This window comes from Caenimonas koreensis DSM 17982 (assembly GCF_009646335.1).
In the GTDB taxonomy this organism is placed as follows: domain Bacteria; phylum Pseudomonadota; class Gammaproteobacteria; order Burkholderiales; family Burkholderiaceae_C; genus Ramlibacter; species Ramlibacter koreensis.
In genome coordinates, this window is sequence record NZ_WJBU01000009.1 from 20,740 (window position 1) to 43,079 (window position 22,340).

Here is a 22,340-nt window from a genome sequence, read left to right on the forward strand (position 1 = left end):
TTTACTTCTTGGCGTCTTCGACGATCTTGAAGATGACGTCGTCCTTGAGGGCGGGCCGGTACTTGATCACCGACTTGTCCATCACGTTCACGCCGGCGAAGACGATCACGTCACCGATCTTCGGGATGAAGGTCACCGTCGATTCGTCTTCCGCCGCCGGATAGCCCTTCACGTGCAGTCGCGGCTTGACGAACGGGAAGTGACCTTCGACAACCGAAAACTGGTCTTCAACGCGCGGGAACGGCTTGGCGATGTCGCGGGCCAATGTGCCCGTAGCCAGTTCAAGGCTGCGCTGAATGGAGGCCTTCAAGGGTGCGGCATCGTTCTCGAGCCAGCTGTCAAGGCCGAGAAGCGGGCGCGCCGCGCCGCTCGACGCGATGTAGCGCGTATTCCAGACCGGCTTGCCATCGGCCCCGGCCAGGCTGGTGCGGATGACGACGTAAGGACGCAGTTCCTGCGCGCTGACATACGACAGCACGATGGCGGGCGTGAGCATCACTTTCGCCGAGGCGGGCTCCGCCTTGACCGAGGGGCCGAAGGCGCCTGCGGCGACGAGGCGGTCAACCTCTGCTTGCAGTGGCTTGTTCAGGTTGATGTTGAGCTGCTTTTCCGCGTCGCGAATCATGGTGGCGCCCGCGCTTGCATTGGCGGAGTGCACGATGGCGACACCGATCAGGCCGAACAGGAGTGCGCCGGCCTGGCCCGTCTGGTGACCCGAGATCACGACCTGGCTGTTGGGCACGCGGTACACGCCCAGCGGCATGTCGCTCCATGCTGAAAGGTCTTCGCCCGAGACTTTGATCGCCACCGGCTGGGCTTGCACGGGCATGGGCTTGGTGAATTCAAAGCTGGCGCAGCCGGCGAGCTGCGCGAGGACGAGCGCGCAAACGACGCGCGAAAACTTGCCAAGGGTTGGCGACATGAATTTTCCCTCCTGAGGTCTTTTGACTAAATTCCTGGAGGGAGTTTATCTGCCGGGCTGAGCGATGCTGACGGCCACCGCCTCGCCCACCTTGATCCCGTCGACTCCGGCCGACAAAATCCCGCCCGCGTAGCTCGCGCCTTCACCGGCCGGGTACAGGCCGCGCACATTCAAACTCTGGAAGTCGTCGCCGCGCGTGATCTTCAGCGGCGACGATGTGCGTGTTTCAACGCCTGTCAGCACGGCATCGGGCATGTCGAAGCCGCGGATCTTCTTGCCGAACACGGGGAGCGCTTCGCGGATGGCGGTGATGGCGTACTCAGGCAACGCAGCGTGCAAGTCACCCAGCTTCACACCGGGTTTGTACGACGGCATCACGTCACCGAGCTGCGCTGATTCACGGCCAGCAATGAAGTCGCCAACGAGCTGCCCGGGCGCTTCATAGGTGCCGCCGCCCAGCGCAAATGCCTGTGATTCAAGCGTGCGTTGCAGCACGACACCCGCGAGCGGCCCGCCCGGATAGTCGAGGGGAGAGATGCCGACAACGATCCCCGCATTGGCGTTGCGCTCGTTGCGCGAATACTGGCTCATGCCGTTGGTCACCACGCGGCCAGGCTCCGACGTCGCAGCCACCACGGTGCCGCCAGGGCACATGCAGAAGCTGTACACCGAGCGGCCATTGCTCGCGTGATGCACCAGCTTGTAGTCCGCCGCGCCAAGCAACGGGTGGCCTGCGTGACGACCCCACCGCGCCCGGTCGATCACGCCCTGCGGATGCTCGATGCGAAAGCCGATTGAAAACGGCTTGGCTTCGAGGAACACGCCGCGCGCATGAAGCATCTCGAACGTGTCGCGCGAGCTGTGACCCAGCGCCATCACGGCATGGTCGCAGCGCAGCTCGCTCGTTTGCCCCGTCACCTGGTCGAGCACGACAAGACCGCGCAGCTGCTTGCCGTCACGTGTCTCTTGCAGGTCAAGATCGACCACGCGCTGCTGGAAGCGGATCTCGCCGCCCATGGCGATGATCTGCTCGCGCATGTGTTCCACCACCTTGACCAGCTTGAACGTGCCGATATGCGGATGCGCGACATAAAGAATTTCTTCGGGCGCGCCAGCCTTCACGAATTCTTCCATCACCTTGCGGCCCAGGTGCCGCGGGTCCTTGATCTGGCTATAGAGCTTGCCGTCGGAGAAGGTGCCTGCGCCGCCTTCGCCAAACTGCACGTTGCTCTCGGGGTTGAGCACGTTCTTGCGCCACAGGCCCCAGGTGTCTTTCGTGCGTTCGCGCACGGGCTTGCCGCGTTCGAGCACGATGGGTTTGAGGCCCATTTGCGCGAGCACGAGCGCTGCAAAGATTCCGCAGGGGCCGAAGCCGATGACGACAGGCCGTGGCGATGGCGCGGCCTGCGTGGTTACGGGTGCGCGCCACACCATGTCGGGCGTCACTGTCACGTGCGGGTTCTTGTCGAATTTCGCGAGCAGGGCAGCCTGCTTCGACGCATCAGCGAGCGTCACGTCGACGATGTACACGACCATCAACTCGGCCTTGCGTGCGTCGAAGCTGCGCTTGAAGACGTCGACCTTGGCAAGGTCGGTGGGCGGCACGTGCAGCACGCCGCAGACGGCAGCGCGCAGGTTGGGCTCGGGCTGCTCGGCCTGCGCGAGCGTGAGCTTGATTTCAGAAAGGCGGATCATGCTTGTCCTTGCGGCCCATGGTTAACGGGCAAAGGGAAGTGGCAAGAGGGGTCGCCGATAATACTGCCGTGAAGCCCTGTGGACTGCGGCTTGTTTTCAAAGTTCAACATCCATGGGCAAGCACACGATCCTGGTTCTTGGCGGCTACGGTTTTTTCGGCAGCCGCATTTGCCAGGAACTTGCCGCCGATTCCGGCATTCGCGTCCTGGTCGCGGGGCGCGATGGCAAGAGGGCGCTCGCATTCGCCACTGAACTCGGTCTTGCCGCAGATCAGGCCGTCACCCTCGACGCGCAAGCCCCTGATCTCTCAGCGCGTCTGGTTGAACTGGGCGTCAAGACCGTCATTCATACCGCGGGGCCCTTTCAAGGGCAGGGCTATGAAGTGGCCCGCGCTGCAATTGCGGCCGGCGCGAACTACATCGACCTGGCAGACGGTCGCGACTTTGTCGCCGGCATCGGCGCACTGGATCAAGCCGCGCGTGAGGCAGGCGTGTTCGTGACGAGCGGGGCGAGTTCGCTGCCGGCGCTCTCGTCCGCGGTGGTGGACCAGTACCTGCCCCGCTTCAGGCAGCTCGACACGATCAGGCACGGCATCGGATCGGGCGCTCGCTCGCCGGGCCTTGCCACCATGCGCGGTGTTTTCAGCTATTGCGGCAAGCCGTTCCGGTGGCTTCAGCGCGGCCGCTGGGTGCCGCAGTGGGGCTGGCTGAACTTGCGGCGCTACCGCTTTCCTGAACCTGTTGGCCCGCGGTGGCTGAGCAGCATCAACGTGCCCGACCTCCTGTTGTTCCCCGAGCGCTATCCGGGGGTAAAAACCGTGAGGTTCCAGGCGGGCTTTGCCGGCACCCTCGGGCACCTGTTCGTGTGGTGCGCTTCATGGCTGGTGCGTTTGCAACTGCTGCCCAGCCTGGTTTCTCTCGCGCAGCCGTTGCATGCCATGAGCGCGTGGATGGAGCCGTGGATCAGCGACAAGGGAGGGATGTTCGTGTCGCTTGAAGGCACCGGGCATGACGGTGAGAAGCTCAAGCTCGACTGGCATCTGGTCGCCGCGCAAAACCACGGGCCATGGATACCTTGCGGCGCTTCGATTGCGCTCGCCCGCAAACTCGCGGCCGGCTTGCCGATGCCATCGGGTGCGATGGCCTGCATGGGCCAGTTGAGCGTCAAGGACTACCTCGCGGCGCTGCAACGCTTCGACATCCAGGAACTGCCCGCTTGAATACCTATCTCGTTCTCAAATGGCTGCATGTCGTCAGCTCCACGGTCCTGTTCGGCACCGGCATCGGCATTGCCTTTTTCAAGTGGATGGCAGATCGAGCGGGTGACGTGCATGTGATTCGCGTCGTGAACGAGCGGACGGTGCTGGCCGACTGGATGTTCACCCTGCCGGCGGTCGTGCTGCAACCGGTCACTGGCCTTGCGATGGCGTGGGTCGCGGGGTACCCGCTTGCAAGCGGTTGGCTCTTGGTGTCGCAGGGCCTCTACCTGGTGGCCGGTGGCTGCTGGCTGCCGGTTGTCTGGCTGCAGCTTCGCATGCGCGACTTGGCGCGGGCAGCCGACGATGGCAATTCGCCATTGCCCGCGCAGTACCGCGCCTATGCGCGTGCATGGTTCTGGCTGGGCGTGCCCGCCTTCTGTTCGTTGATCGCCGTTTTTGGGCTGATGGTGTTCAAGCCGACCTGGTAAGCCACGCGGTTGCCCTTGCGATGCCAAGGTCGCCGATAATGCGCTGGTGAAGCCCGCCAGACCGCCGCTGGTGCAATCTGGGAAACCAGGCACTGGAGGAACGTCCGGACTGCATAGGGCAGCGTAGCAGGTAACACCTGTCCACCGTGAGGTGAGGATCAGAGCAACAGAGACGAGCCGATTGAGTTCGGGTGAAACGGGCAATCTCTACGCGCAGCAATACCAAGTAGGCCAGTGTTGATGTGGCTCCGCAGAGCTGGCGGGTAGGTAGCACCGAGCTGATCGGCGACGATCAGCCAAGAGTAATGGCGGTCACGCTTGCACCTTCGAAAGAAGATGCAAGCGACACAAAATCCGGCTTATCGGCGGACTTCACACTTATTGCGCCGGCCGCGTCAAAACCGCGCGTCGGCAGGCAGATAGCGCCACTGCCCGAGCGGCAGCCCCGCCAGCGGCACGCGGCCCAGGCGCAGGCGCTTCATCGATAGCGGCCGCAGGCCGACTTCCTCGCACATCCACGGCACGAGCGCAGGGTCCATGCCCTTGATCGCAAAGCGCAGCCGCGTCTCGCTCTGCCAGCTCACCTTGGCGGGCGGCAGGCGCCAGCCTCGATACGCCAGGCCATTCGCGAGCAGCGCCATGCCGCCGTCACGGATCGTGCCGCTGACTTCCACCACGAGTTCCTGTTCGATCAGCAGCGCGTCTTCAGTCAGCTTGCGAACAATGCGGAAGTCCTGGCTGTACACGGCCAGGCCGCTGGCCTGCGCGGGCATGTCGAGCATCGGTGCGAGCTTGGCGAAATGCCGTTTGAGAATGCGCGGCGAAGCGCCTCCTGAAGTTCCAGCTTCAGCCGCGTGGTTGGCGGGCGTGAGCAGCCTCTGCGCTTCGTCGTAGCCCATGCCAACAGGCTTGTGCAGCAGCAGCGTGACGGGCTGCGCGTCTTCAGCCACGGCATGCGGGTCGATCACCACGTTCTGTTGTTCCGCGACGCGTGATTGCGGCTCCTCAACCACGACGCCATCCACGCGCACCCAGCCGCCTTCGATGAACAGCTCGGCCTCGCGCCGCGAGCACTGCGCCAGCGCCGCGACGCGCTTGGCCAGGCGTATGGGTTCAGCCATGGGCGGACCGCGCATTCATAGAGCAGCCAGTCCGAGCGACTCGATACGTTGCACGTGCGCCAGCAGCGAGCGCATCGCGATGGGCCACATGCGCGGCGGCACGTCGTTGTAGGCGACGCCAACCCAGTCTTGCATGGAGCCGTGCGGCAGCGCCTGCATCGCCGCGATGACCTTGGCTTCGCGTTGCAGGCGGTGTGCCTTCAGCTGCGCAATGGCTTGCGTCGCGAAGCCCAGAACGTGTCCGTGCGCGGGCAGGATGAATTCGATGCCGTACTGCCCGCACGCAGCCGTGAGCTTGTCGAGCGAGTCGAGGTAGTCGCTCATGTTGCCGTCGGGCGGGTCGACGATGGTTGTGCTGCCGTTGAGCACGTGGTCACCCGAGAACAGCAGCCCATCTTCGACCAGCACGAGGCACAGGTGATTGGCCGCGTGGCCCGGCGTGTGAATCGCGCGCAGCGTGTGTTTCACGCCGGCGCCTTCGACCGACACGTCGTCGCCATCGGCAAGCGAACGGTCGGGCGTGAATTCGCTTGCTGCCCTCGCCGTGGGTGCAGAAGGCAACCCGAGGATCAACGGCGGCTTGGCGCACAACGCCTGCAACGGCCGCGCGCCCGGTGAATGGTCGGCATGCGAATGCGTGCAGATGATCGCGCGAATGTCGCCATTTGCCGCGCGCCAGATGCGCTCGATGTGCTCCGGCTCGTTCGGGCCGGGGTCGATGGCGATGTAGCCCGTGGCCGGGTCGCCGATGAGGTAGCTGTTGGTGCCCGGCCCCGTCATCACGCCCGGATTTGGCGCGGTGATACGCGTCACGTTCTTGAGCAGCGGCACCGGCTGGCCCACTCGCCAGTCCAGGTGATGCACGAGCTGCCCGTCGGGGCTGACCAGTGCCAGCTCGCCGAAGGGCATGTCGCTTTCCATGTAGCGCGTATCCGCGCCGTTCACGAAGCCCGCGCGCGGGCAGCTCGTCCACAACGGTTGCTCGCCTGCGCATGCGTCGAGCACGGCCTGCACGGACTCGAACTTTGCGAGCCGCTGCAACGTACGGATGGTCGGGAAGATCATGAAGAACGTGCCCGCCTCGTGCCGCTCCAGCGCCTGCGCGGGCCGCACCCATGACGGCTCGAACTGTTCAGTTTCATCGGCGACGGGCGTCTGGCCCTCGGGCATGCGCGCCACAAGGAACTGCACATCGAAGCGGCGCGGCAAATCGCGATCGGTGATCCAGTGCGCGAGCAAGTACACGTCGTCGGCGGCGAGCAGGAGCCCGCGCTGCGCGCACTGGGCGGCCAGTGGCTGATGGCGATCAAGCGCAGCAATGTCGCTGGCATCTGCAGCGCGGCCATCGGCATGGCGCGCGATAAGCACGCCGAGTTCCTCGAAGCTCTCGCGAATCGCGGCGATGGCTTGGGTGAGGCGTTCGTCGCTCTGGGTGGCGCGACGCGTGGCATAGGCGTGGGCTTGCGAATCCGCCGCGTCGATCGTGCCGCCAGGAAAGACATACGCACCGGGCGCGAAGCTCGCCGTGGCGGAACGGCGCGTCATCAACACCTCGATGCCATGCGGCGTGTCGCGCAGCAGGAGCACGGTGGCGGCGGGGCGCGGCCGGGCAGGTTCGATCTGGGGGTGGAGGTGCTGCGTGGTTCGGACCATGCGCGATTATCGGTGCGCCGCGGCGCTGTGGCCTTGCGCCGTGGCCCGATAATCGCGCCATGCGGATTCGCTTTACCAAGATGCAGGGTGCCGGCAACGACTTCGTCGTGCTCGACGAGACACGCGCCCTGCTGCAGCTCACCCCCGCGCAGTACCGCTTCCTGGCCGACAGGCACTTCGGTGTTGGCGCCGACCAGGTGCTGTCCGTGCGGCTATCGCCCGCGCCGGGCATCGACTTCGAATATGTGATCCATAACGCCGACGGCGGCGAAGTGGAGCAGTGCGGCAATGGCGCGCGCTGCTTTGTCCGCTATGTGAGCGACAAGCACCTGACCGATCGTGACCGCGTGCGCGTCAAGACGCTCGGCGGCGTGATCGAGCCGCGGCTCAACCCGGATGGGCGCGTGACCGTGGACATGGGTGCGCCGGTGTTCGAGGCCGGCCAGATCCCTTTTGACCGCGCCGGGCTTTCGCCGCACGAAGCCGGCACCTGGGAGAAATGGACGCTCGCGCTCGGCGCCGACCCGGCTTCGCCGAAGGTGGCCGTGGCTCTCGTCTCAATGGGCAATCCCCATGCCGTGCAGGAGGTGCCGAGTGTTGACGACGCGCCCGTCCACACCGTGGGGCCGCAAGTCGAAAACCACCCGCGCTTTCCCAGGCGCGTGAACGCGGGTTTCATGGAAGTCGTGAATCGCGCGCTCATCAAGCTGCGCGTGTGGGAGCGCGGAGCCGGCGAAACCCTCGCATGCGGCACGGGTGCATGCGCCGCCGTCGTGGCCGGAATCCGCCTGGGCCGGCTGGAAAGCCGCGTTGATGTGCAAACGCGCGGCGGCATGCTGACGATCGAATGGAACGGCGTCGGCGAGCCGGTGCTCATGACTGGCCCGGCCGTGACTGTGTTCGAAGGCGAAATCGAGGTACCCGATCAATGACAAGCGAAAACATGAACCCGATCACCGAAGACGACATTGCCAACTACCTGGCGAACACGCCTGACTTCTTCTCACGCCATGCCGAGTTGCTCGCGACCGTGCAGCTCACCAGCCCGCACGGCAATCGCGCAGTGAGCCTGCAGGAGCGCCAGGCCGAGATGCTGCGCGAGAAGATCAAGGCGCTGGAGCACCGCCTGATGGACATGGTGCGCAACGGCACCGAGAACGTCATCATCTCCGACCGCCTGCATCGCTGGGCGCGTGCGATCTTCGCCGTGCAGTCGGGCAGGGCGCTGCCCGCCACCATCGCAGCTGAACTCGCTGCGCAGTTCCAGGTGCCGCAGGTCGCGATCAAGATGTGGGATGTCGATGCTCGCTACGGCGGCGACGTGTTCGCCGAGGGCGTGAGCGACGACGCGAAGACGCTCGCTGCGTCGCTCAGCCAGCCGTATTGCGGCGTGAACTCCGGCTTCGAGGCCGCGGGCTGGCTCGAGAACCCGTCGATAGCGATGTCGCTTGCGCTGCTGCCGCTGCGCGAAGGCGCGGCAAACAACGCTGGCCCTGCTTTCGGCATGCTGGTGCTCGCGTCGCCCGATCCGCAGCGCTACCAGAGTGGCATGGGCACGGATTTCCTCGAACGCATCGCCGAGCTGGCAAGCGCCGCGCTGCTGCGCTTGCGCCCCAGGTAAGGAAGCCTGCAGAGTGGACGACGCCGCGCTCGTCGAGAAGTACCTCGAGCATGTGCGTGTCGAAAAGCGGCTCGCGCAGCGCACCGTCGAGCTGTATTCGCTCGACTTGAAGCGACTGTTGGACAACGCATCAGCCGCAGGCGTTGCGCTTGCCCATGTGCAGAACGCGCACATCCGCCGCTGGGTCGCGCAAATGCACAGCGCAGGGCGCAGCGGCCGCGGCATTGCGCTGATCCTGTCGGGCTGGCGCGGCTTCTATGTGTGGCTGGGCAAGCAAGGGTTGGTCGCGAGCAACCCGGTGCAGGATGTGCGTGCGCCCAAGGCGCCCAAGCCGCTGCCCAAGGCACTCAGCGTCGATGATTCGGTGCAGCTCGCCGAGCATCGCAGCGACGACGAAGACCCATGGCTGCAAGCGCGCGACGTGGCAATTGTCGAGCTGCTCTATGGCTGCGGCCTGCGCGTCGGCGAAATCGTGGGGCTCGATGTGCAGGCCAGTGCAGCAGCACGTGGGTGGATCGACTTGCCGTCTGCCGAAGCGAACGTGCTGGGCAAAGGCAGCAAGCGGCGCAGCGTGCCGGTAGGCACCAAAGCCCTGGAGGCGCTTCAAGCGTGGCTGGCCGTGCGAAACCAGGTCCCTCAAACGGAAACAGCGCTGTTCATCGGCAGGCACGGCACACGCCTGACAGCCCAGTCGATCTGGCAGCGGCTGAAGCGGCGAAGCCTGATGGCGGGGCTGGCCACACCCGTGCACCCGCACATGCTGCGCCATTCATTTGCGAGCCACCTGCTGCAATCCAGCGGTGACTTGCGTGCCGTGCAGGAACTGTTGGGTCACGCGAACATCACGACGACGCAGGTGTATACGCGGCTGGATTTCCAGCATCTGGCCAAGGCTTACGACGCGGCGCATCCGCGTGCCAAGCGCGGCAAGTGACGCGCCAGTGCTTGCGCACGTTCAGCTGCGCAGCGTGAACACTGCGCGCTTGCTCTCGGGCGGCACAGCAGCCAGCAATGCTTCCAGCCGCTGGATGACGCCATCAGCGTCGGCGCGCTCGGTGGGCACGACGGTCAGGCCGATACGCACCCGAGCCACACATTCGATGGGTTTGTTCTTGAAGGGCATCAGGCAGCGTGCGACCACGCGCGGCCCGGCAGAGGCGGCCTCTTCTTCATTCATGGGTCCTTCCATCAGCAGGCCGAACCGCAAGTCGCCCAGCCGCGCCACGCTATCGATCTCGCGCGCCGACGAGAGCAGGCGGCCCGCCACGAGCAGTGGCAGTTCATCAGCCGCACGCTGGCCGAAGTCGCGCCGGATCTGCTCCGAGTTGACGATGTCGATCATCAGGACGGCGCTTTGGTACTTCAGCCGTTCGCAGCGGTGCATCATGCGAGCCAGCCGCTCCCTGAACACGTAGCTGTTGATCAGGCCCGTTGCGGGATCGATGCGGTCGAGCCCCTGCATGCGCCGATGGTGCTCGCGCCGTTGCTGGCTACGCAGCATCAGGATCACGAGCAAGACGGGCAGTTCGATGGCGATGCCTACCTGCATGCCATGCATCGTCCAGAAGCTGATCGGGATCAACCCGAGCAGCCGCGCCATCGGAAAGCACGCGCCGATGATCACCGGCGCCATGCCGCCGAGCAGCCACAGCCCGTAGCGGTCCCCGCGCCGCGCCGCCCACACCACGACGACGACGGCGACTGTTGTGGTGAACACGATATACGGCACCATGATGCGAAAGCGCAGCGACGGCTCGATAAGCCCGACGAGCGCAGCAACCGGCAGCGACGAGAGCGCCAGCACCACCAGCATCCTGTGCAGCCGGGGCGAGCGCTCCGTGATCGAGACGACTTCCGAGAAGAACCAGATCAGCGAGCCCACGGTGAGCACCGGGAACACCATCGACGACACATCGTTCCAGCCTCGCCAGTGGGGCCAGAGGTGCAAGCCGCCAATGCCTGTAAGCGCAGCCTGGCTGAATGCCATCAAGGCAACGCTCAATGCGTAGAAAGCGTAGGCCCTGTCGCGCAGCGAGATGGCACTGAGCAACGCCACCGCGACGGCCAGGCCTGCAAGGCCGAAGTAAATGCCGAGGATGAGCGATGTCTGCTGTTCGTGGCGGCTGAGGTAGCTCTCGCTCACGAATGACAGCGGCGCGCTGAAGCTGTGCGGGTTTTCCACGCGCAACAGGAACTTGCGCGGCTCTTCGGCCGAAACAACCAGCGGCATCAGCGGGTGGCGGTGCGGCACGGGCCAGTCGGCCACGGCAATCAGGTCGCCCGCAGTTTGCGGCAGCCACTTGCCGATGCTGTCGGGCGTGTAGAGCGTCACGCGGTTCACGGCCGAGTAAGGAATCTCGAGATACCAGCGCTCTGCGTCAGGCGCGGGCGGGATCGTGAAGCGGATCCACAGCGCCTTGCCGGTGGTCAGCGGGTAGATCGCGTGATCGTGCGTTGGCTCCCACACGATCTTGTCGCTGCTGGCCACAAAATCGACAAGTGCCGAGCCCGATTCGTCCATCCAGGCATCACCCCAGTCGAGCATTTGTACCGGCTGCCTGGCGACGTCGAGTTCCAGCACGCTGCGCGCAGACGCGGTCTGCACAGCCAGGACCATGAGTGCGAAGCCCAGCAGCAGCGCGCAGGCTGATCGCCACAGGCTGGCAGCCTTGTAGTTCATTTGTTGTGACTCCGCATGAGCGCGATTGTGCCTGCGCGCAGTTGTGCCCGATCCAGCGGCCCGACAATACAGCCCATGAAATCCATTCGTCTGAGAGAAGGCAAGGAGCGCTCGCTCGCGCGGCACCACCCCTGGGTTTTTGATTCGGCCATTGCCAAGGGCGGCGCAGACGCAGGTGAAACGGTGCGTGTCGAATCGAGCCAGGGCCAGTTCCTGGCGTGGGCGGCGTTCAGCCCCACTTCGAAGATACGCGCGCGTGCCTGGAGCTTTGACGAAGCGCAGCGCATCGACGCGGCGTTCATGGCACAGCGTTGCCGAGAAGCCGTCAAGGCACGCGAGGGATTCGACATTGCCAGCGACGGGCTTCGGATCGTGCATGGCGAGTCTGACGGCCTGCCGGGCCTGATCGTTGACCGCTATGGCGACACGCTGGTGGCGCAGTTTCTCTCGGCCGGTGTCGAGCGCTGGAAAGCGCCTATCGCCGATGCATTGCTCGAATGCACGGGCCTTGCCAGGCTCTACGAGCGCTCCGACACGAATTCACGCTCGCTCGAAGGGCTGGCACCGGCCACAGGCTGGCTGCGAGGCGAAGGCCCGACCGAAGTGACGATCCGCGAGCACGGCTGGCAATTGACACTCGATATCGCAACGGGCCACAAGACGGGCTTCTATCTCGACCAGCGCGACAGCCGCAAGCGCTTTGCCGACCACGCCCAGCGCCTGAAATTCCAGCGCGTGCTCAACTGCTATAGCTACACCGGCGGATTCACGGTGGCGGCGCTGGCGGGCGGCGCGGCGCATGTGACCTCGATCGACTCGTCGGCACCTGCGCTCGAGCGCGCGGCGGCCCATGTGCAGCTCAATGGCTTCGATGCGGCCCGCGTGGATTTTGTCGATGCAGATGTGAATGCGTCGTTGCGCCGCTTCATCGAAGAGGGGCGCACGTTCGACGCGATCGTGCTCGACCCGCCCAAGCTCGCGCCCACTGCAGCTCACGCGGAAAGGGCCGCCCGTGCCTACAAGGACATCAACCGGCTTGCACTCACGCTGCTGGAGCCTGGTGGCGTGTTGTTCACGTTCTCGTGCTCGGGCGGCATCAGCGCGGACCTGTTCCACAAGATCGTGGCCTCGGCCGGAATTGACGCAAATGTCGATGGATTCATCACCGAGCGGCTGGGCGCAGCGCCCGATCACCCCATGACCCTGCTGTTCCCTGAGGGCGAGTACCTCAAGGGCCTGGTCGTGCAGCGCAGGGGCTAAGCACGCAGGTTGAGCGTTCGGCGTTGAGCGTTGAGCGTCGCTGCAGTAGGTCTTCTCGCTCAACTCCGAACGCCCAACGCCCAACCTCCTTAAACTATGCCGCTCTCAGGAGTACCGCAACAATGGCCCTCATTCCCGCCACCATCCTCACCGGCTTTCTCGGCTCGGGCAAGACGACGCTGCTCAAGCGCGTGCTCAGCGAGGCGCATGGCCAGAAGATCGCCGTGATCGAAAACGAGTTCGGCGAGGAAAACATCGACAGCGACATCCTGGTGACGGAGTCGAAAGAGCAGATCATCCAGATGAGCAACGGCTGCATCTGCTGCACCATCCGCGAAGACCTGCGCGACACGCTGCAGTTGCTGGCCGCCAAGAAGCGCAAGGGCCTGCTCGACTTTGACCGCGTCGTGATCGAGACCACGGGCCTGGCCGACCCCGGCCCCGTGGCACAGACGTTCTTCATGGACGACGAGATCGCCGAGACCTACCTGCTCGACTCCATCATCACCCTGGTCGATGCGAAGCATGCCGCCAGCCAGTTGAATGACCGCCAGGAAGCGCGCCGCCAGGTGGGCTTTGCCGACCAGATCTTCATCAGCAAGACCGACCTGGTGGCCCAGGACGAGACGGATGCGCTCATTCACCGCCTCAAGCACATGAACCCCCGCGCGCCGCAGCGGCCCGTGCATTTCGGCGAAGTGGCGCTCAAGGAAGTGTTCGACCTGCGCGGCTTCAACCTGAACGCCAAGCTCGACATCGACCCGGACTTCCTCAAGGAAGAAGACGATCACGATCACGCCCATCATGACCATGAGCACGGTGAAGCTTGCGATCACCCCTCGCATGCGCATGAAAGCCATGGGCATCACCATCATCATGACGACGACGTGAAAAGCTTCGTGTTCCGCTCCGACCGCGCGTTCGACGCCGCAAAGCTCGAGGACTTCCTGGGCGCCATCGTGAATATCTATGGCCCGAAGATGCTGCGCTACAAGGGCGTGCTCAATATGCAGGGCACCGAGCGCAAGGTGATCTTCCAGGGCGTGCACCAGCTCATGGGAAGCGACCTGGGCCCGCCGTGGGGCCCGGATGAAAAAAAGACCAACAAGATGGTCTTCATCGGAATCGACCTGCCCAAAGATATCTTCCTGCAAGGGCTTGAGCAGTGCCTGATTTGAGGTAGGCTTGCGCCTTCCAAAAATTCCGGGGACTGCGCGGCCATGATTGTCTCGATTCTGCAACTCATGGCGCTTCCCTTTGGCGGCATGCGAAGCAGTCGCGGCAGTGAAAAACCGGGCAGTGAAGGTCGGGAACCTGACAATCAGGGTATAACTCGCCTTCATGAAAGCGACCGGGCACCACACAGAGGAACACCTGCGGGCAAGCGGCCCTTTCATGCCGCCGCCGCTGGCGCGAGGAGACAGGAAGTGAAGGCTCAACCCAAGGCTGCCAAGAAGGCGGTCAAGGCTAAAACCGCTGTGAATGCAGCTCCCAAGGCCGCTGTGAAAGCGCCTGCCAAACCGGCCGCAAAACCAGCGGCCAAACCAGCAGCCAAACCAGCAGCCAAGGTAGCGGCAAAAGCTGCTGCAAAGCCTGCAGCCAAACCAGCAGCCAAGCCGGCCAAGACCGCTGCGAAAGTGGCAGTGAAGGTCGCCTCGAAAAAGACAACCGCCAAGGCAGCAAAGCCAGCGGCAAAGGCCCCCGTGAATAAACCCAGTGCCCATGCCCCCGCCAAGGCTGCGGCAAAACAGACTCCAGCCAAGGCGGCTTCCGCGTTGGCAGCAGCACCCGCTGCCAAGGCAAAGCCTGCTGCGGCAGTGCCTGTCGTGGCCAAGGCCGCCGTGAAAGCGGCGCCAGCCAACGAATCCCGGGCCATGCCGCCCCGTCCCGATGCCGCCACGGTCAACGCCGAGCCGGCACGGGCTACCAAACCTTCAGCGCGCCTCGCGCAGATCACGGTCCCGTCCATGTCGCAGACCGTGACTGCTTCGACGGCGGCCAAAGCCAGCTATACCCAAACGATGTCCCACCCTGTACTCACGCCCCCGCCTTTGATCGCGCCCAAGAAGGACGCCAAGCTTGCCAACAACTGGAAGACCAAATCAGCCGAGGAGCTGACCGACGCCGAAGTCATGGCCATGCCCGACACGGAATACATGAACGACAAGCAGATGGCGTTCTTCCGTGCCAAGCTCATGCAGCTCAAGACGGAGATCCTCAACAGCGCCGGCGAGACGACGGAGCACCTTCGTGAAGACACCGTGATCGTCCCGGACCCGGCCGACCGGGCCACGATCGAGGAAGAGCACGCGCTTGAATTGCGCACCCGCGACCGCGAGCGCAAGCTGCTCAAGAAGATCGAACAATCCATCGCACTGATTGACGCCGGTGACTACGGTTACTGCGCCGAGACCGGTGAGCCGATCGGGGTGGGGCGCCTGCTGGCCCGGCCCACGGCAACGCTTTCGCTCGAAGCGCAGCAGCGCCGCGAACTGAAGCAGAAGATGTTCGGGGACTAGCAGACCGCCGCCATGTCGACGAAGGACGAGAACGCCGGCCTGCTGTCGAAGGTAGTCAAGTTCGTCAAGAATCCGACGACGAACTGGGCCGACCTCGACCAGCAGGAAGCCGATCGCGAGAGCAGCTACTCCAAGCAGATGCTCAAGGAGATGATCGAGCGCAAGCGGCGCAACGACTTCGTCCGCAAGCGCGAGTTCGACATGCTTCGCAAGATGCGCCGCAGCGAGGTGATGGCGGGGCAAGACCCTGCCGCGCGGCCATCGTTCTTCCAGAGCTCCATGCCGTCCAAGCCGGACGATCGCGCGACAACGCTCAAGAAGATCGACGAGATCGAAGCGCAGATGTCGATGCAGTGGTGGAAAACCAAGCACGGCGATGCTTCCACGCGCACGGGCAGCAGCACGAACTTTCCGATGTCCACGCACGGGCCGGCCGACTCAACACGCCCGCCGATGCCGCCACCCCTGCGCTCGACGGCCTACACCAAGACCGCGCCGACTGAACTCGACTCCGGCAAGCCTGAAAAGCCGGACGACAAGACGATGCAGGCAGAGCTGCCGATGCTCAACGATGTCCCGTCGTTCGATTCGCAGCCGCCGGAGCTCTACACCCCGCCCCGGCCCGTGAGTGCATCGGCGCCGGCAGCGCCCACGACGCTGCCACCCGCACAGGCGCTCAACGCCCGTGCAGGCGCGCGGCCCGCGGCGCCAGGTCCTTCGCCTGCGCAGGCTGCGCCGCAGCCCGCGCCAGCCTCACAACGAACGCCCGTGCCGCGTTCGCCCTCGGCGCCTTCGTTCTCGCCCGTGAGCACGGGCAATGGTAGTTCGTCGGAGCACAACTCCACGGCATTCTCTGCATCGAAACTCTTCGCCATCGATGTCGATGAGTTCGCCCACGACCCGGAGCTTGAAGAAGCGTCTATCCGTTTTGCCAATGGCGACGACACCGGTGCGGAGTCGGGCCTGCTCGACGTGCTCGGCCCGAAGGGCGCACGCATCGACCACGACGAAACCTGGCTCACGCTGTTTGATCTCTACCGCGCGACCGGCCAGCAGGACCGCTTCGAGACAGCGGCCATCGACTTCGCGGGCCGCTTCGGCCGCTCGGCGCCGCAGTGGTTTTCGCTGCCCGAGGCCGTCAGCCGCATGAGCGCACCGGCGCCCGCCCCAGCGGCCGGACAGCAGCCGCAGTGGACAAGTCCTTCCACGATGGGCACCCAGACCATTGCTGCGCTCAATGCAGCACTGGCCAAGGCCTCGACCCCTTATCGCCTGTCGTGGGTCAAGCTCAACTCGATCGATGAAGCCGCCGTTGAAGGCCTGACCAAAGTCTTCACCAGCTGGGCATCGCAGCCGATCCAGCTGCGCTTCATCGGCGCCGAAAATTTTGAGAAAGTGCTGCGCAACTCGACGCCATCGGGCGACAAGGGAGTCAACCCTGCCTGGTGGAAGTTGCGCATGGAAGTGCTGCGAGTCATGCACCGTCCTGACGAATTCGAGCTCGTGGCGCTTGACTACTGCGTGACGTACGAGGTCTCGCCACCGTCGTGGGACAGCGCGCGTTGCGAATACAAGCCCCTCCAGGCAGACGGCAGCTACATGGCGGGCCACACGATCATCGGTGAAGCCTTCCGTGATTCGATGTCCTCCAGCATGAGTCAGGGCTACAGCGACACGCATGGCGCCTTCTCGTCGCAGATGTCGAACGTGTCGACGGTTGAACTCGCCGGGCAGATCCTGGGCGATTCGACCGAAGCGCTCGACACCCTGGAGTCAAAACTGCTCGGCGCCGATGTGATGGTCATCTCCTGCGCGCGGCTGATCCGCATCGACTTCTCCGCGGCCGGCACCCTGTTGAACTGGGTGACGGCGCGCCAGGCTGAAGGCCGGCAAGTGCAGTTCGTCGAGGTGCATCGCCTCGTTGCCGCGTTCTTCAACGTCATCGGCATCAGCGAACATGCGCGCGTTCTGGCGCGCACCGACTGACACGGCGCCACACGCCTGGCTGCTGAGTGGGTCGAGCGCGTCGCCCGCTACATTCTTTAACGAGTTGCACCTGTGCTGAGGTTTCACTTTCAGTGGCCTCGCTAAGTGCTTGATCTAGCGCGTTTTTTACCGCGCAATCGCACACAGAAGTCGTCCTAAGTCCTTGATTTCATTCAGAAAACACCGAACAAGATAGCTTGCACCGCAGAGTTTTCCTGATACAGTGCAAAAAAGTGCAATTAAGTGGTGAACCGACACCGCCTTTGCGCTTTTTCTGTAGCAAGGGCTCACACAGGTGTTCCAAGGCGCGTCATCGCTCAGTCTCGATGGAAAGGGTCGGCTCTCAGTGCCAACCCGGCATCGTGACGTACTGAGCGCGACGGCTGAGAACCACCTCACGATTACCAAGCACCCGCATGGCTGCCTGATGATTTTCCCTCGCCCCGAATGGGAAAAATTCCGTGACCGTATCGCTGCGCTGCCCATGTCTGCGCAATGGTGGAAGAGAATTTTCCTGGGCAATGCGATGGACGTGGAGCTCGACGGCACAGGCCGCGTGCTGATTTCTCCCGAACTGCGCGCCGCAGCCGGAATCGAACGGGAGACCATGCTGCTGGGCATGGGCAACCACTTCGAGCTCTGGGACAAGGCGACGTACGAGGCCAAGGAAGCGGAGGCGATGCGCGGCGAGATGCCCGACGTCTTCCGGGAATTTTCCTTTTGAGTACAGACGGTGGAAACGCAATGGCAACACACCACCGTCTTGTTGAACGAAGCAGTCGAAGCCCTCTTCCACACTGCGGCGCAACAAGCGGACCACACACCAGCGAATCGCACTTACGTCGATGCGACGTTTGGTCGCGGCGGTCACTCGCGGCTGATTCTCTCGAGGCTGTCGCCCCAAGGGCGGCTGATCGCCTTCGACAAAGACACCGAAGCGATTCGCGAAGCACAAACCATCACCGACCCGCGCTTTTCCATTCGCCACGAAGGCTTTGCGCATCTGGGCGAGCTGCCGCCCGCCAGCGTCGATGGCCTGCTGATGGACCTGGGCGTGAGCTCACCGCAAATCGACAACCCGGCGCGCGGCTTCTCGTTCCGTGGCGACGGTCCCCTGGACATGCGCATGGACACGACTCGCGGCGAGAGCGTGGCGCAGTGGCTGGCAACGGCAGAACAATCTCAGATCGCGGAGGTGATTCGTGACTATGGCGAAGAACGGTTTGCTGTTCAGATTGCAAAGGCGATTGTTGCTCGCCGACAAGAACGGGGCGCTCTTTCAACCACCGCCGAGCTGGCCCAACTCGTGGCTGGCACGGTCAAAACCCGCGAGCCGGGCCAGGACCCTGCAACGCGCACATTTCAGGCTCTTCGGATTTTCATCAATGCCGAGCTTGAAGAGCTCCACGAGGCGCTAGGAGCGAGCTTGAACATCCTCAAGCCCGGCGGCCGACTGGTGGTGATCAGCTTCCATTCGCTGGAAGACCGTATCGTCAAGCAGTTCATCGCGCAGCATTCGCGCGAAGTGTTTGACCGCCGTGCGCCGTTTGCCGAGCCGAAGGCGATGAAGCTCATCGCGCTGGACCGCGTCAAGCCGTCTGCCGAAGAAGTTGCCCGCAATCCGCGTTCGCGCAGCGCGATCATGCGCATCGCCGAGAGGACATCGGCGTGACAAGATTGAACCTCGTATTGCTGGTTGCCGTGCTCGCGAGCGCGCTGTACCTCGTGCAGTCGCAGTATGAGTCGCGGCGCCTGTTCACCGAGATCGACCGGGCCACGAGCGAGGCGCGCAAGCTCGAGATCGAGCATGAGCGCCTGCAGGTGGAAAAGCGCGGGCAGGCCACGCCGCTGCGCGTTGAAAAAATCGCCAAGGAGCAACTGCAGATGCGCACGGCGACGCCGGCGATCACGCAGTACGCAACGCTCAAGCCGCCGGCTTCGGCGCAGTCTTCGCAGACTGGCGGGGCGACACCATGAGTAGCCGCAGCGTCGTCTACACCTCCAGCCCGCTGCTCGCGAGCAAGACGCCCGTGTGGCGCAGCAAGTTCATCGTTGCGGCGATCGCCGTGGGCTTTCTCGCGCTCGCAGGCCGCGCCGCGTGGATCCAGGTGTTCGCCAACGACTTCTTCCAGCGGCAAGGCGAAGTGCGCTTTGCTCGCACCCTCGAGCTGCCCGCCACGCGGGGGCGCATTCTTGATCGCAACGGACTGCTGCTGGCGACCAGCGTGCTGGCACCCAGCATCTGGGCGATTCCCGAGGACATCGAGCGCGACCCTGAAAAATTCGCCAAGCTCGCGAAGCTGCTGGAAATGCCGCTGGCCGAACTCGACAGGAAGCTCGGCGACGAAGACAAGTCGTTCGTGTGGCTCAAGCGGCAAGTCGAAGAAGACGTCGCCAAGCAAGTTGCGGCGCTCGACATCAAGGGCATCTACCAGCGCAAGGAATACCGCCGGCAATACCCCGAGGGCGAAGCAGCTGCGCACATCGTTGGTTTCACCAATGTCGAAGACATCGGCCAGGAGGGCATGGAGCTCGCGTTCGAGAAGGAGCTTGCAGGTCGCGCGGGCTCGCGCCGCGTCATCAAGGACCGCCTGGGCCGCGTCGTGGAAGATGTGGGCGAGCAAGTGCCGCCGGTGGCGGGCAAAGACCTGCAACTGTCAGTCGATAGCAAGGTGCAGTTCTTCGCCTACCAGAAGCTGCGCGACGCCGTGATCGAAAACCGCGCCAAGGGCGGCAGCGTCGTGGTGCTCGACACCATCACGGGCGAAGTGCTGGCGCTTGCCAACTACCCGAGCTATTCACCGAACAAGCGCCAGAACCTGTCGGGCGAACAGCTGCGCAACCGCGCGCTCACCGATGTGTTCGAGCCCGGCTCGACGATGAAGCCTTTCACGATCGGCCTGGGGCTGGAGAGCGGCCTTGTCACGCCGCAAACGCCAATCCAGACGGCGCCCGGCTTCGTGATGTTCGGCGGCATGAAGATCTCGGACTCGCACGCGCATGGCGTCCTCACCGTGCAGGAAGTGATCCAGAAGTCGAGCAACATCGGCACGCTCAAGATCGCGCTGCAGATGCCCGCCAAGGACATGTGGGAGCTCTTCTCCGCAGCGGGTTTCGGCCAGAAGCCGCAGATCACCTTCCCGGGTGCCGTGAGCGGCAAGCTGCGGCCCTACAAGACCTGGAAGCCGGTCGAGCAGGCCACGATGTCGTATGGCTACGGCCTGTCGGCATCGCTGTTCCAGATGGCGCGCTCGTACACCGTGTGGGCGCACGACGGCCAGATCATCCCCGCCACACTGCTCAAGACCAGCGAGCCTGCGCACGGCGTGCAGGTGCTCTCGCCCAAGACCGTTGCTGAAGTCCGCACGATGCTGCAGATGGCCGCCGGCCCCGGCGGCACCGGCCCCAAGGCGCAGACGCTCGGCTATTCGGTCGGCGGCAAGTCGGGCACGGCCTACAAGCAGGTTGGCAAGGGCTACGACACGAAGCGCTATCGCTCGTGGTTCGTTGGCATTGCGCCTATCGAAAAGCCGCGCATCGTCGTCGCCGTGATGGTGGACGAGCCGAGCGCAGGCAAATATTACGGCGGTGATGTGGCGGCGCCTGTGTTCAGCACCACAGTGCAGCAGACGCTGCGCATGATGGGCGTGCAGCCCGACATGAGCGTCAAGCCGCAGATCGTCGTGAACGCGGTGGAGGAGTCGTTCTGATGAACGAGATGCACTCCCCGCAGGAAGCAGCGCAGTGGCTGCGTTCGCGCGTCACCGGCACGCTGCAATGCGACAGCCGCAAGCTGCGCGCAGGCGACGGCTTCATTGCATGGCCCGGCGCGGCCGCCGATGGCCGCAACCATGTACCGGCCGCGCTGGCACAGGGCGCAGCAGCATGCCTCGTCGAGAAGACGGGTGTCGAGGCCTACACATTCGAAGGCGATGCGATCGCCACGTACGTGCAGCTCAAGCCCGCGTGCGGCCCCATCGCAGCGGCCTACTTCGGCGAGCCGACGAACGAGCTCGATGTTCTTGCTGTCACAGGGACCAACGGGAAGACCTCCACGGCGTGGTGGCTGGCTCAGGCGCTGTCGAGTGTGCAGCCTGCGCCAATTCCTTGCGGATTGATCGGCACACTCGGAACGGGCCGCCCGCCCAACGTCGAATTCACGGGGCTGACCACGCCCGACCCGGTACTGATGCAGCGGCAGTTCCGCGCGTTTGTCGATCAAGGCGTGAAGGCCTGCGCCATCGAAGCGTCGTCGGTAGGCATCGTCGAGCGCCGCATGGACGGCACGAAGGTCCGCGTGGCGATCTTCACCAATTTCACGCAGGACCACCTCGACTATCACGGCACGATGCAGGCCTACTGGGAGGCGAAGGCAGAGCTGTTCCGCTGGCCGGGGCTCAAGGCTGCGGTCATCAACATCGACGACGAAAAGGGCGGGCAGCTCGCGCGCACCATCGGCAACGCGCTCGACGTGTGGACCGTCTCGTGCGAGCAGCCTGCACGCCTGGTTGCGCGCGACATCGGCTACGTCAACGGCAGCTTGACGTTCAAGGTGTGCGAAGGCAGCGAGCAGCACTCGCTTTCCACGCAACTCATCGGCCAGTACAACGTGTCGAACCTGCTCGGTGTGATGGGTGCGATGCGCGCAATGGGTGTGTCACTCGAACAGGCCGTGCGGGCCTGCGGCTCGCTCACACCCGTGCCGGGCCGCATGGAGCGCCTGAGCGAAGCGGGCAAGCCCGTCGTCGCCATCGACTACGCACACACGCCCGACGCCCTCGACAAGGCACTGCTGGCCCTGCAGCCCATGGCCCGCCAGCGCGGCGGGCAGCTGTGGTGCGTATTCGGCTGCGGCGGCGACCGCGACCCGGTCAAGCGGCCGCTGATGGCCGCCGTCGCCGAGAAGAACGCTGACCGCGTGGTGGTCACGAGCGACAACCCGCGCAGCGAAGAGCCGCGCAACATCATCAGCCAGATCCTGCTGGGCCTGTCGCACCACGAATGCGTGCGCGTGCAAGGCGACCGCGCGCTCGCCATCGCCGAGACCATCCGCCAGGCAGCTGCAAGCGACGTCGTGCTGGTCGCAGGCAAGGGCCATGAGGACTACCAGGAGATCGCCGGCGTGAAGCACCCGTTCTCCGACATGGCGCATGCGCGCGCGGCGCTCGCTGCGTGGACTGCAGGGAGTGCTGCATGA

Annotated in this window: 20 protein-coding genes and 1 other RNA gene; 15 read left to right on the forward strand and 6 right to left on the reverse strand. The window is 64.3% G+C overall.

Annotated features, from left to right (window positions below; translation table 11 throughout):
- Nucleotide 1 precedes the first annotated feature (1 nt).
- Together GHT07_RS09775 and GHT07_RS09780 are read right to left on the reverse strand one after the other, a co-directional pair.
- A complete protein-coding gene (locus tag GHT07_RS09775; RefSeq protein ID WP_153584900.1) occupies nucleotides 2-922 on the reverse strand; it encodes a hypothetical protein in 921 nt (306 codons plus the stop codon).
- A 45-nt stretch (nucleotides 923-967) separates the two neighbouring features.
- Nucleotides 968-2,617, reverse strand: a complete 1,650-nt coding sequence (locus GHT07_RS09780) for an NAD(P)/FAD-dependent oxidoreductase (protein WP_153584901.1) — start codon at nucleotides 2,615-2,617, stop codon at nucleotides 968-970.
- 112 nt (nucleotides 2,618-2,729) lie between these two features.
- Here GHT07_RS09780 and GHT07_RS09785 point away from each other — a divergent pair, with 112 nt between their 5' ends.
- From GHT07_RS09785 to rnpB, 3 genes are all read left to right on the forward strand, one after another.
- Complete coding sequence (locus GHT07_RS09785) at nucleotides 2,730-3,836, forward strand: saccharopine dehydrogenase family protein (protein WP_153584902.1); 1,107 nt, start codon at nucleotides 2,730-2,732, stop codon at nucleotides 3,834-3,836.
- Complete coding sequence (locus tag GHT07_RS09790) at nucleotides 3,833-4,303, forward strand: DUF2269 family protein (RefSeq protein ID WP_153584903.1); 471 nt, start codon at nucleotides 3,833-3,835, stop codon at nucleotides 4,301-4,303. Before GHT07_RS09785 ends, GHT07_RS09790 begins: the two co-directional genes overlap by 4 nt.
- A gap of 48 nt (nucleotides 4,304-4,351) precedes the next feature.
- An RNA gene (gene rnpB, locus GHT07_RS09795) (RNase P RNA component class A) lies at nucleotides 4,352-4,681 on the forward strand.
- A gap of 17 nt (nucleotides 4,682-4,698) precedes the next feature.
- Here the strand turns inward: rnpB and GHT07_RS09800 are convergent.
- Nucleotides 4,699-5,424: an RNA pseudouridine synthase gene (locus GHT07_RS09800; protein ID WP_153584904.1), complete on the reverse strand. Its 726-nt coding sequence runs from the start codon at nucleotides 5,422-5,424 to the stop codon at nucleotides 4,699-4,701.
- A gap of 15 nt (nucleotides 5,425-5,439) precedes the next feature.
- Nucleotides 5,440-7,077, reverse strand: a complete 1,638-nt coding sequence (locus GHT07_RS09805; RefSeq protein ID WP_153584905.1) for an MBL fold metallo-hydrolase — start codon at nucleotides 7,075-7,077, stop codon at nucleotides 5,440-5,442.
- A 59-nt stretch (nucleotides 7,078-7,136) separates the two neighbouring features.
- Between GHT07_RS09805 and dapF the strand changes: the two genes are divergently transcribed.
- The 3 genes from dapF to GHT07_RS09820 are packed head-to-tail and all read left to right on the forward strand — an operon-like array spanning nucleotide 7,137 to nucleotide 9,632.
- Entirely contained in the window at nucleotides 7,137-8,009 is an 873-nt protein-coding gene (dapF, locus tag GHT07_RS09810; protein WP_153584906.1) for a diaminopimelate epimerase, read from the forward strand.
- 11 nt (nucleotides 8,010-8,020) lie between these two features.
- Nucleotides 8,021-8,698: a DUF484 family protein gene (locus tag GHT07_RS09815; protein ID WP_228488276.1), complete on the forward strand. Its 678-nt coding sequence runs from the start codon at nucleotides 8,021-8,023 to the stop codon at nucleotides 8,696-8,698.
- Nucleotides 8,699-8,711: 13 nt separating this feature from the next.
- Nucleotides 8,712-9,632 (forward strand): tyrosine recombinase XerC, encoded by a 921-nt coding sequence (locus GHT07_RS09820; protein ID WP_323740867.1) that lies wholly within the window; start codon nucleotides 8,712-8,714, stop codon nucleotides 9,630-9,632.
- Between the two features lie 21 nt (nucleotides 9,633-9,653).
- Here the strand turns inward: GHT07_RS09820 and GHT07_RS09825 are convergent, their stop codons facing one another.
- Nucleotides 9,654-11,378 carry a sensor domain-containing diguanylate cyclase gene (locus GHT07_RS09825; RefSeq protein ID WP_153584908.1) on the reverse strand — a complete coding sequence of 575 codons (1,725 nt, stop codon included), beginning with the start codon at nucleotides 11,376-11,378 and terminating at the stop codon, nucleotides 9,654-9,656.
- A gap of 75 nt (nucleotides 11,379-11,453) precedes the next feature.
- Between GHT07_RS09825 and GHT07_RS09830 the strand changes: the two genes are divergently transcribed.
- Nucleotides 11,454-12,638 (forward strand): class I SAM-dependent rRNA methyltransferase, encoded by a 1,185-nt coding sequence (locus GHT07_RS09830; protein WP_153584909.1) that lies wholly within the window; start codon nucleotides 11,454-11,456, stop codon nucleotides 12,636-12,638.
- A 122-nt stretch (nucleotides 12,639-12,760) separates the two neighbouring features.
- Entirely contained in the window at nucleotides 12,761-13,816 is a 1,056-nt protein-coding gene (locus tag GHT07_RS09835) for a CobW family GTP-binding protein (protein ID WP_153584910.1), read from the forward strand.
- A gap of 257 nt (nucleotides 13,817-14,073) precedes the next feature.
- On the opposite strand, the gene GHT07_RS21445 is transcribed toward GHT07_RS09835, so the two are convergent.
- Entirely contained in the window at nucleotides 14,074-14,472 is a 399-nt protein-coding gene (locus GHT07_RS21445) for a hypothetical protein (RefSeq protein ID WP_228488301.1), read from the reverse strand.
- Between GHT07_RS21445 and dksA the strand changes: the two genes are divergently transcribed.
- From dksA to GHT07_RS09870, 7 genes are all read left to right on the forward strand, one after another.
- Nucleotides 14,414-15,157 carry an RNA polymerase-binding protein DksA gene (dksA, locus tag GHT07_RS21450; RefSeq protein WP_228488287.1) on the forward strand — a complete coding sequence of 248 codons (744 nt, stop codon included), beginning with the start codon at nucleotides 14,414-14,416 and terminating at the stop codon, nucleotides 15,155-15,157. The genes GHT07_RS21445 and dksA overlap by 59 nt on opposite strands.
- 12 nt (nucleotides 15,158-15,169) lie before the next feature.
- A complete protein-coding gene (locus GHT07_RS09845; protein WP_153584911.1) occupies nucleotides 15,170-17,143 on the forward strand; it encodes an STAS domain-containing protein in 1,974 nt (657 codons plus the stop codon).
- Nucleotides 17,144-17,438: 295 nt separating this feature from the next.
- Nucleotides 17,439-17,867, forward strand: a complete 429-nt coding sequence (gene mraZ / locus GHT07_RS09850) for a division/cell wall cluster transcriptional repressor MraZ (RefSeq protein ID WP_323740869.1) — start codon at nucleotides 17,439-17,441, stop codon at nucleotides 17,865-17,867.
- A 9-nt stretch (nucleotides 17,868-17,876) separates the two neighbouring features.
- Nucleotides 17,877-18,815, forward strand: a complete 939-nt coding sequence (rsmH, locus tag GHT07_RS09855) for a 16S rRNA (cytosine(1402)-N(4))-methyltransferase RsmH (protein ID WP_323740870.1) — start codon at nucleotides 17,877-17,879, stop codon at nucleotides 18,813-18,815.
- Nucleotides 18,812-19,120, forward strand: a complete 309-nt coding sequence (gene ftsL, locus GHT07_RS09860) for a cell division protein FtsL (RefSeq protein WP_323740871.1) — start codon at nucleotides 18,812-18,814, stop codon at nucleotides 19,118-19,120. Before rsmH ends, ftsL begins: the two co-directional genes overlap by 4 nt.
- Nucleotides 19,117-20,853 (forward strand): peptidoglycan D,D-transpeptidase FtsI family protein, encoded by a 1,737-nt coding sequence (locus GHT07_RS09865; RefSeq protein ID WP_153584913.1) that lies wholly within the window; start codon nucleotides 19,117-19,119, stop codon nucleotides 20,851-20,853. The genes ftsL and GHT07_RS09865 overlap by 4 nt, the downstream gene beginning before the upstream one ends.
- Complete coding sequence (locus GHT07_RS09870) at nucleotides 20,853-22,340, forward strand: UDP-N-acetylmuramoyl-L-alanyl-D-glutamate--2,6-diaminopimelate ligase (protein WP_153584914.1); 1,488 nt, start codon at nucleotides 20,853-20,855, stop codon at nucleotides 22,338-22,340. Before GHT07_RS09865 ends, GHT07_RS09870 begins: the two co-directional genes overlap by 1 nt.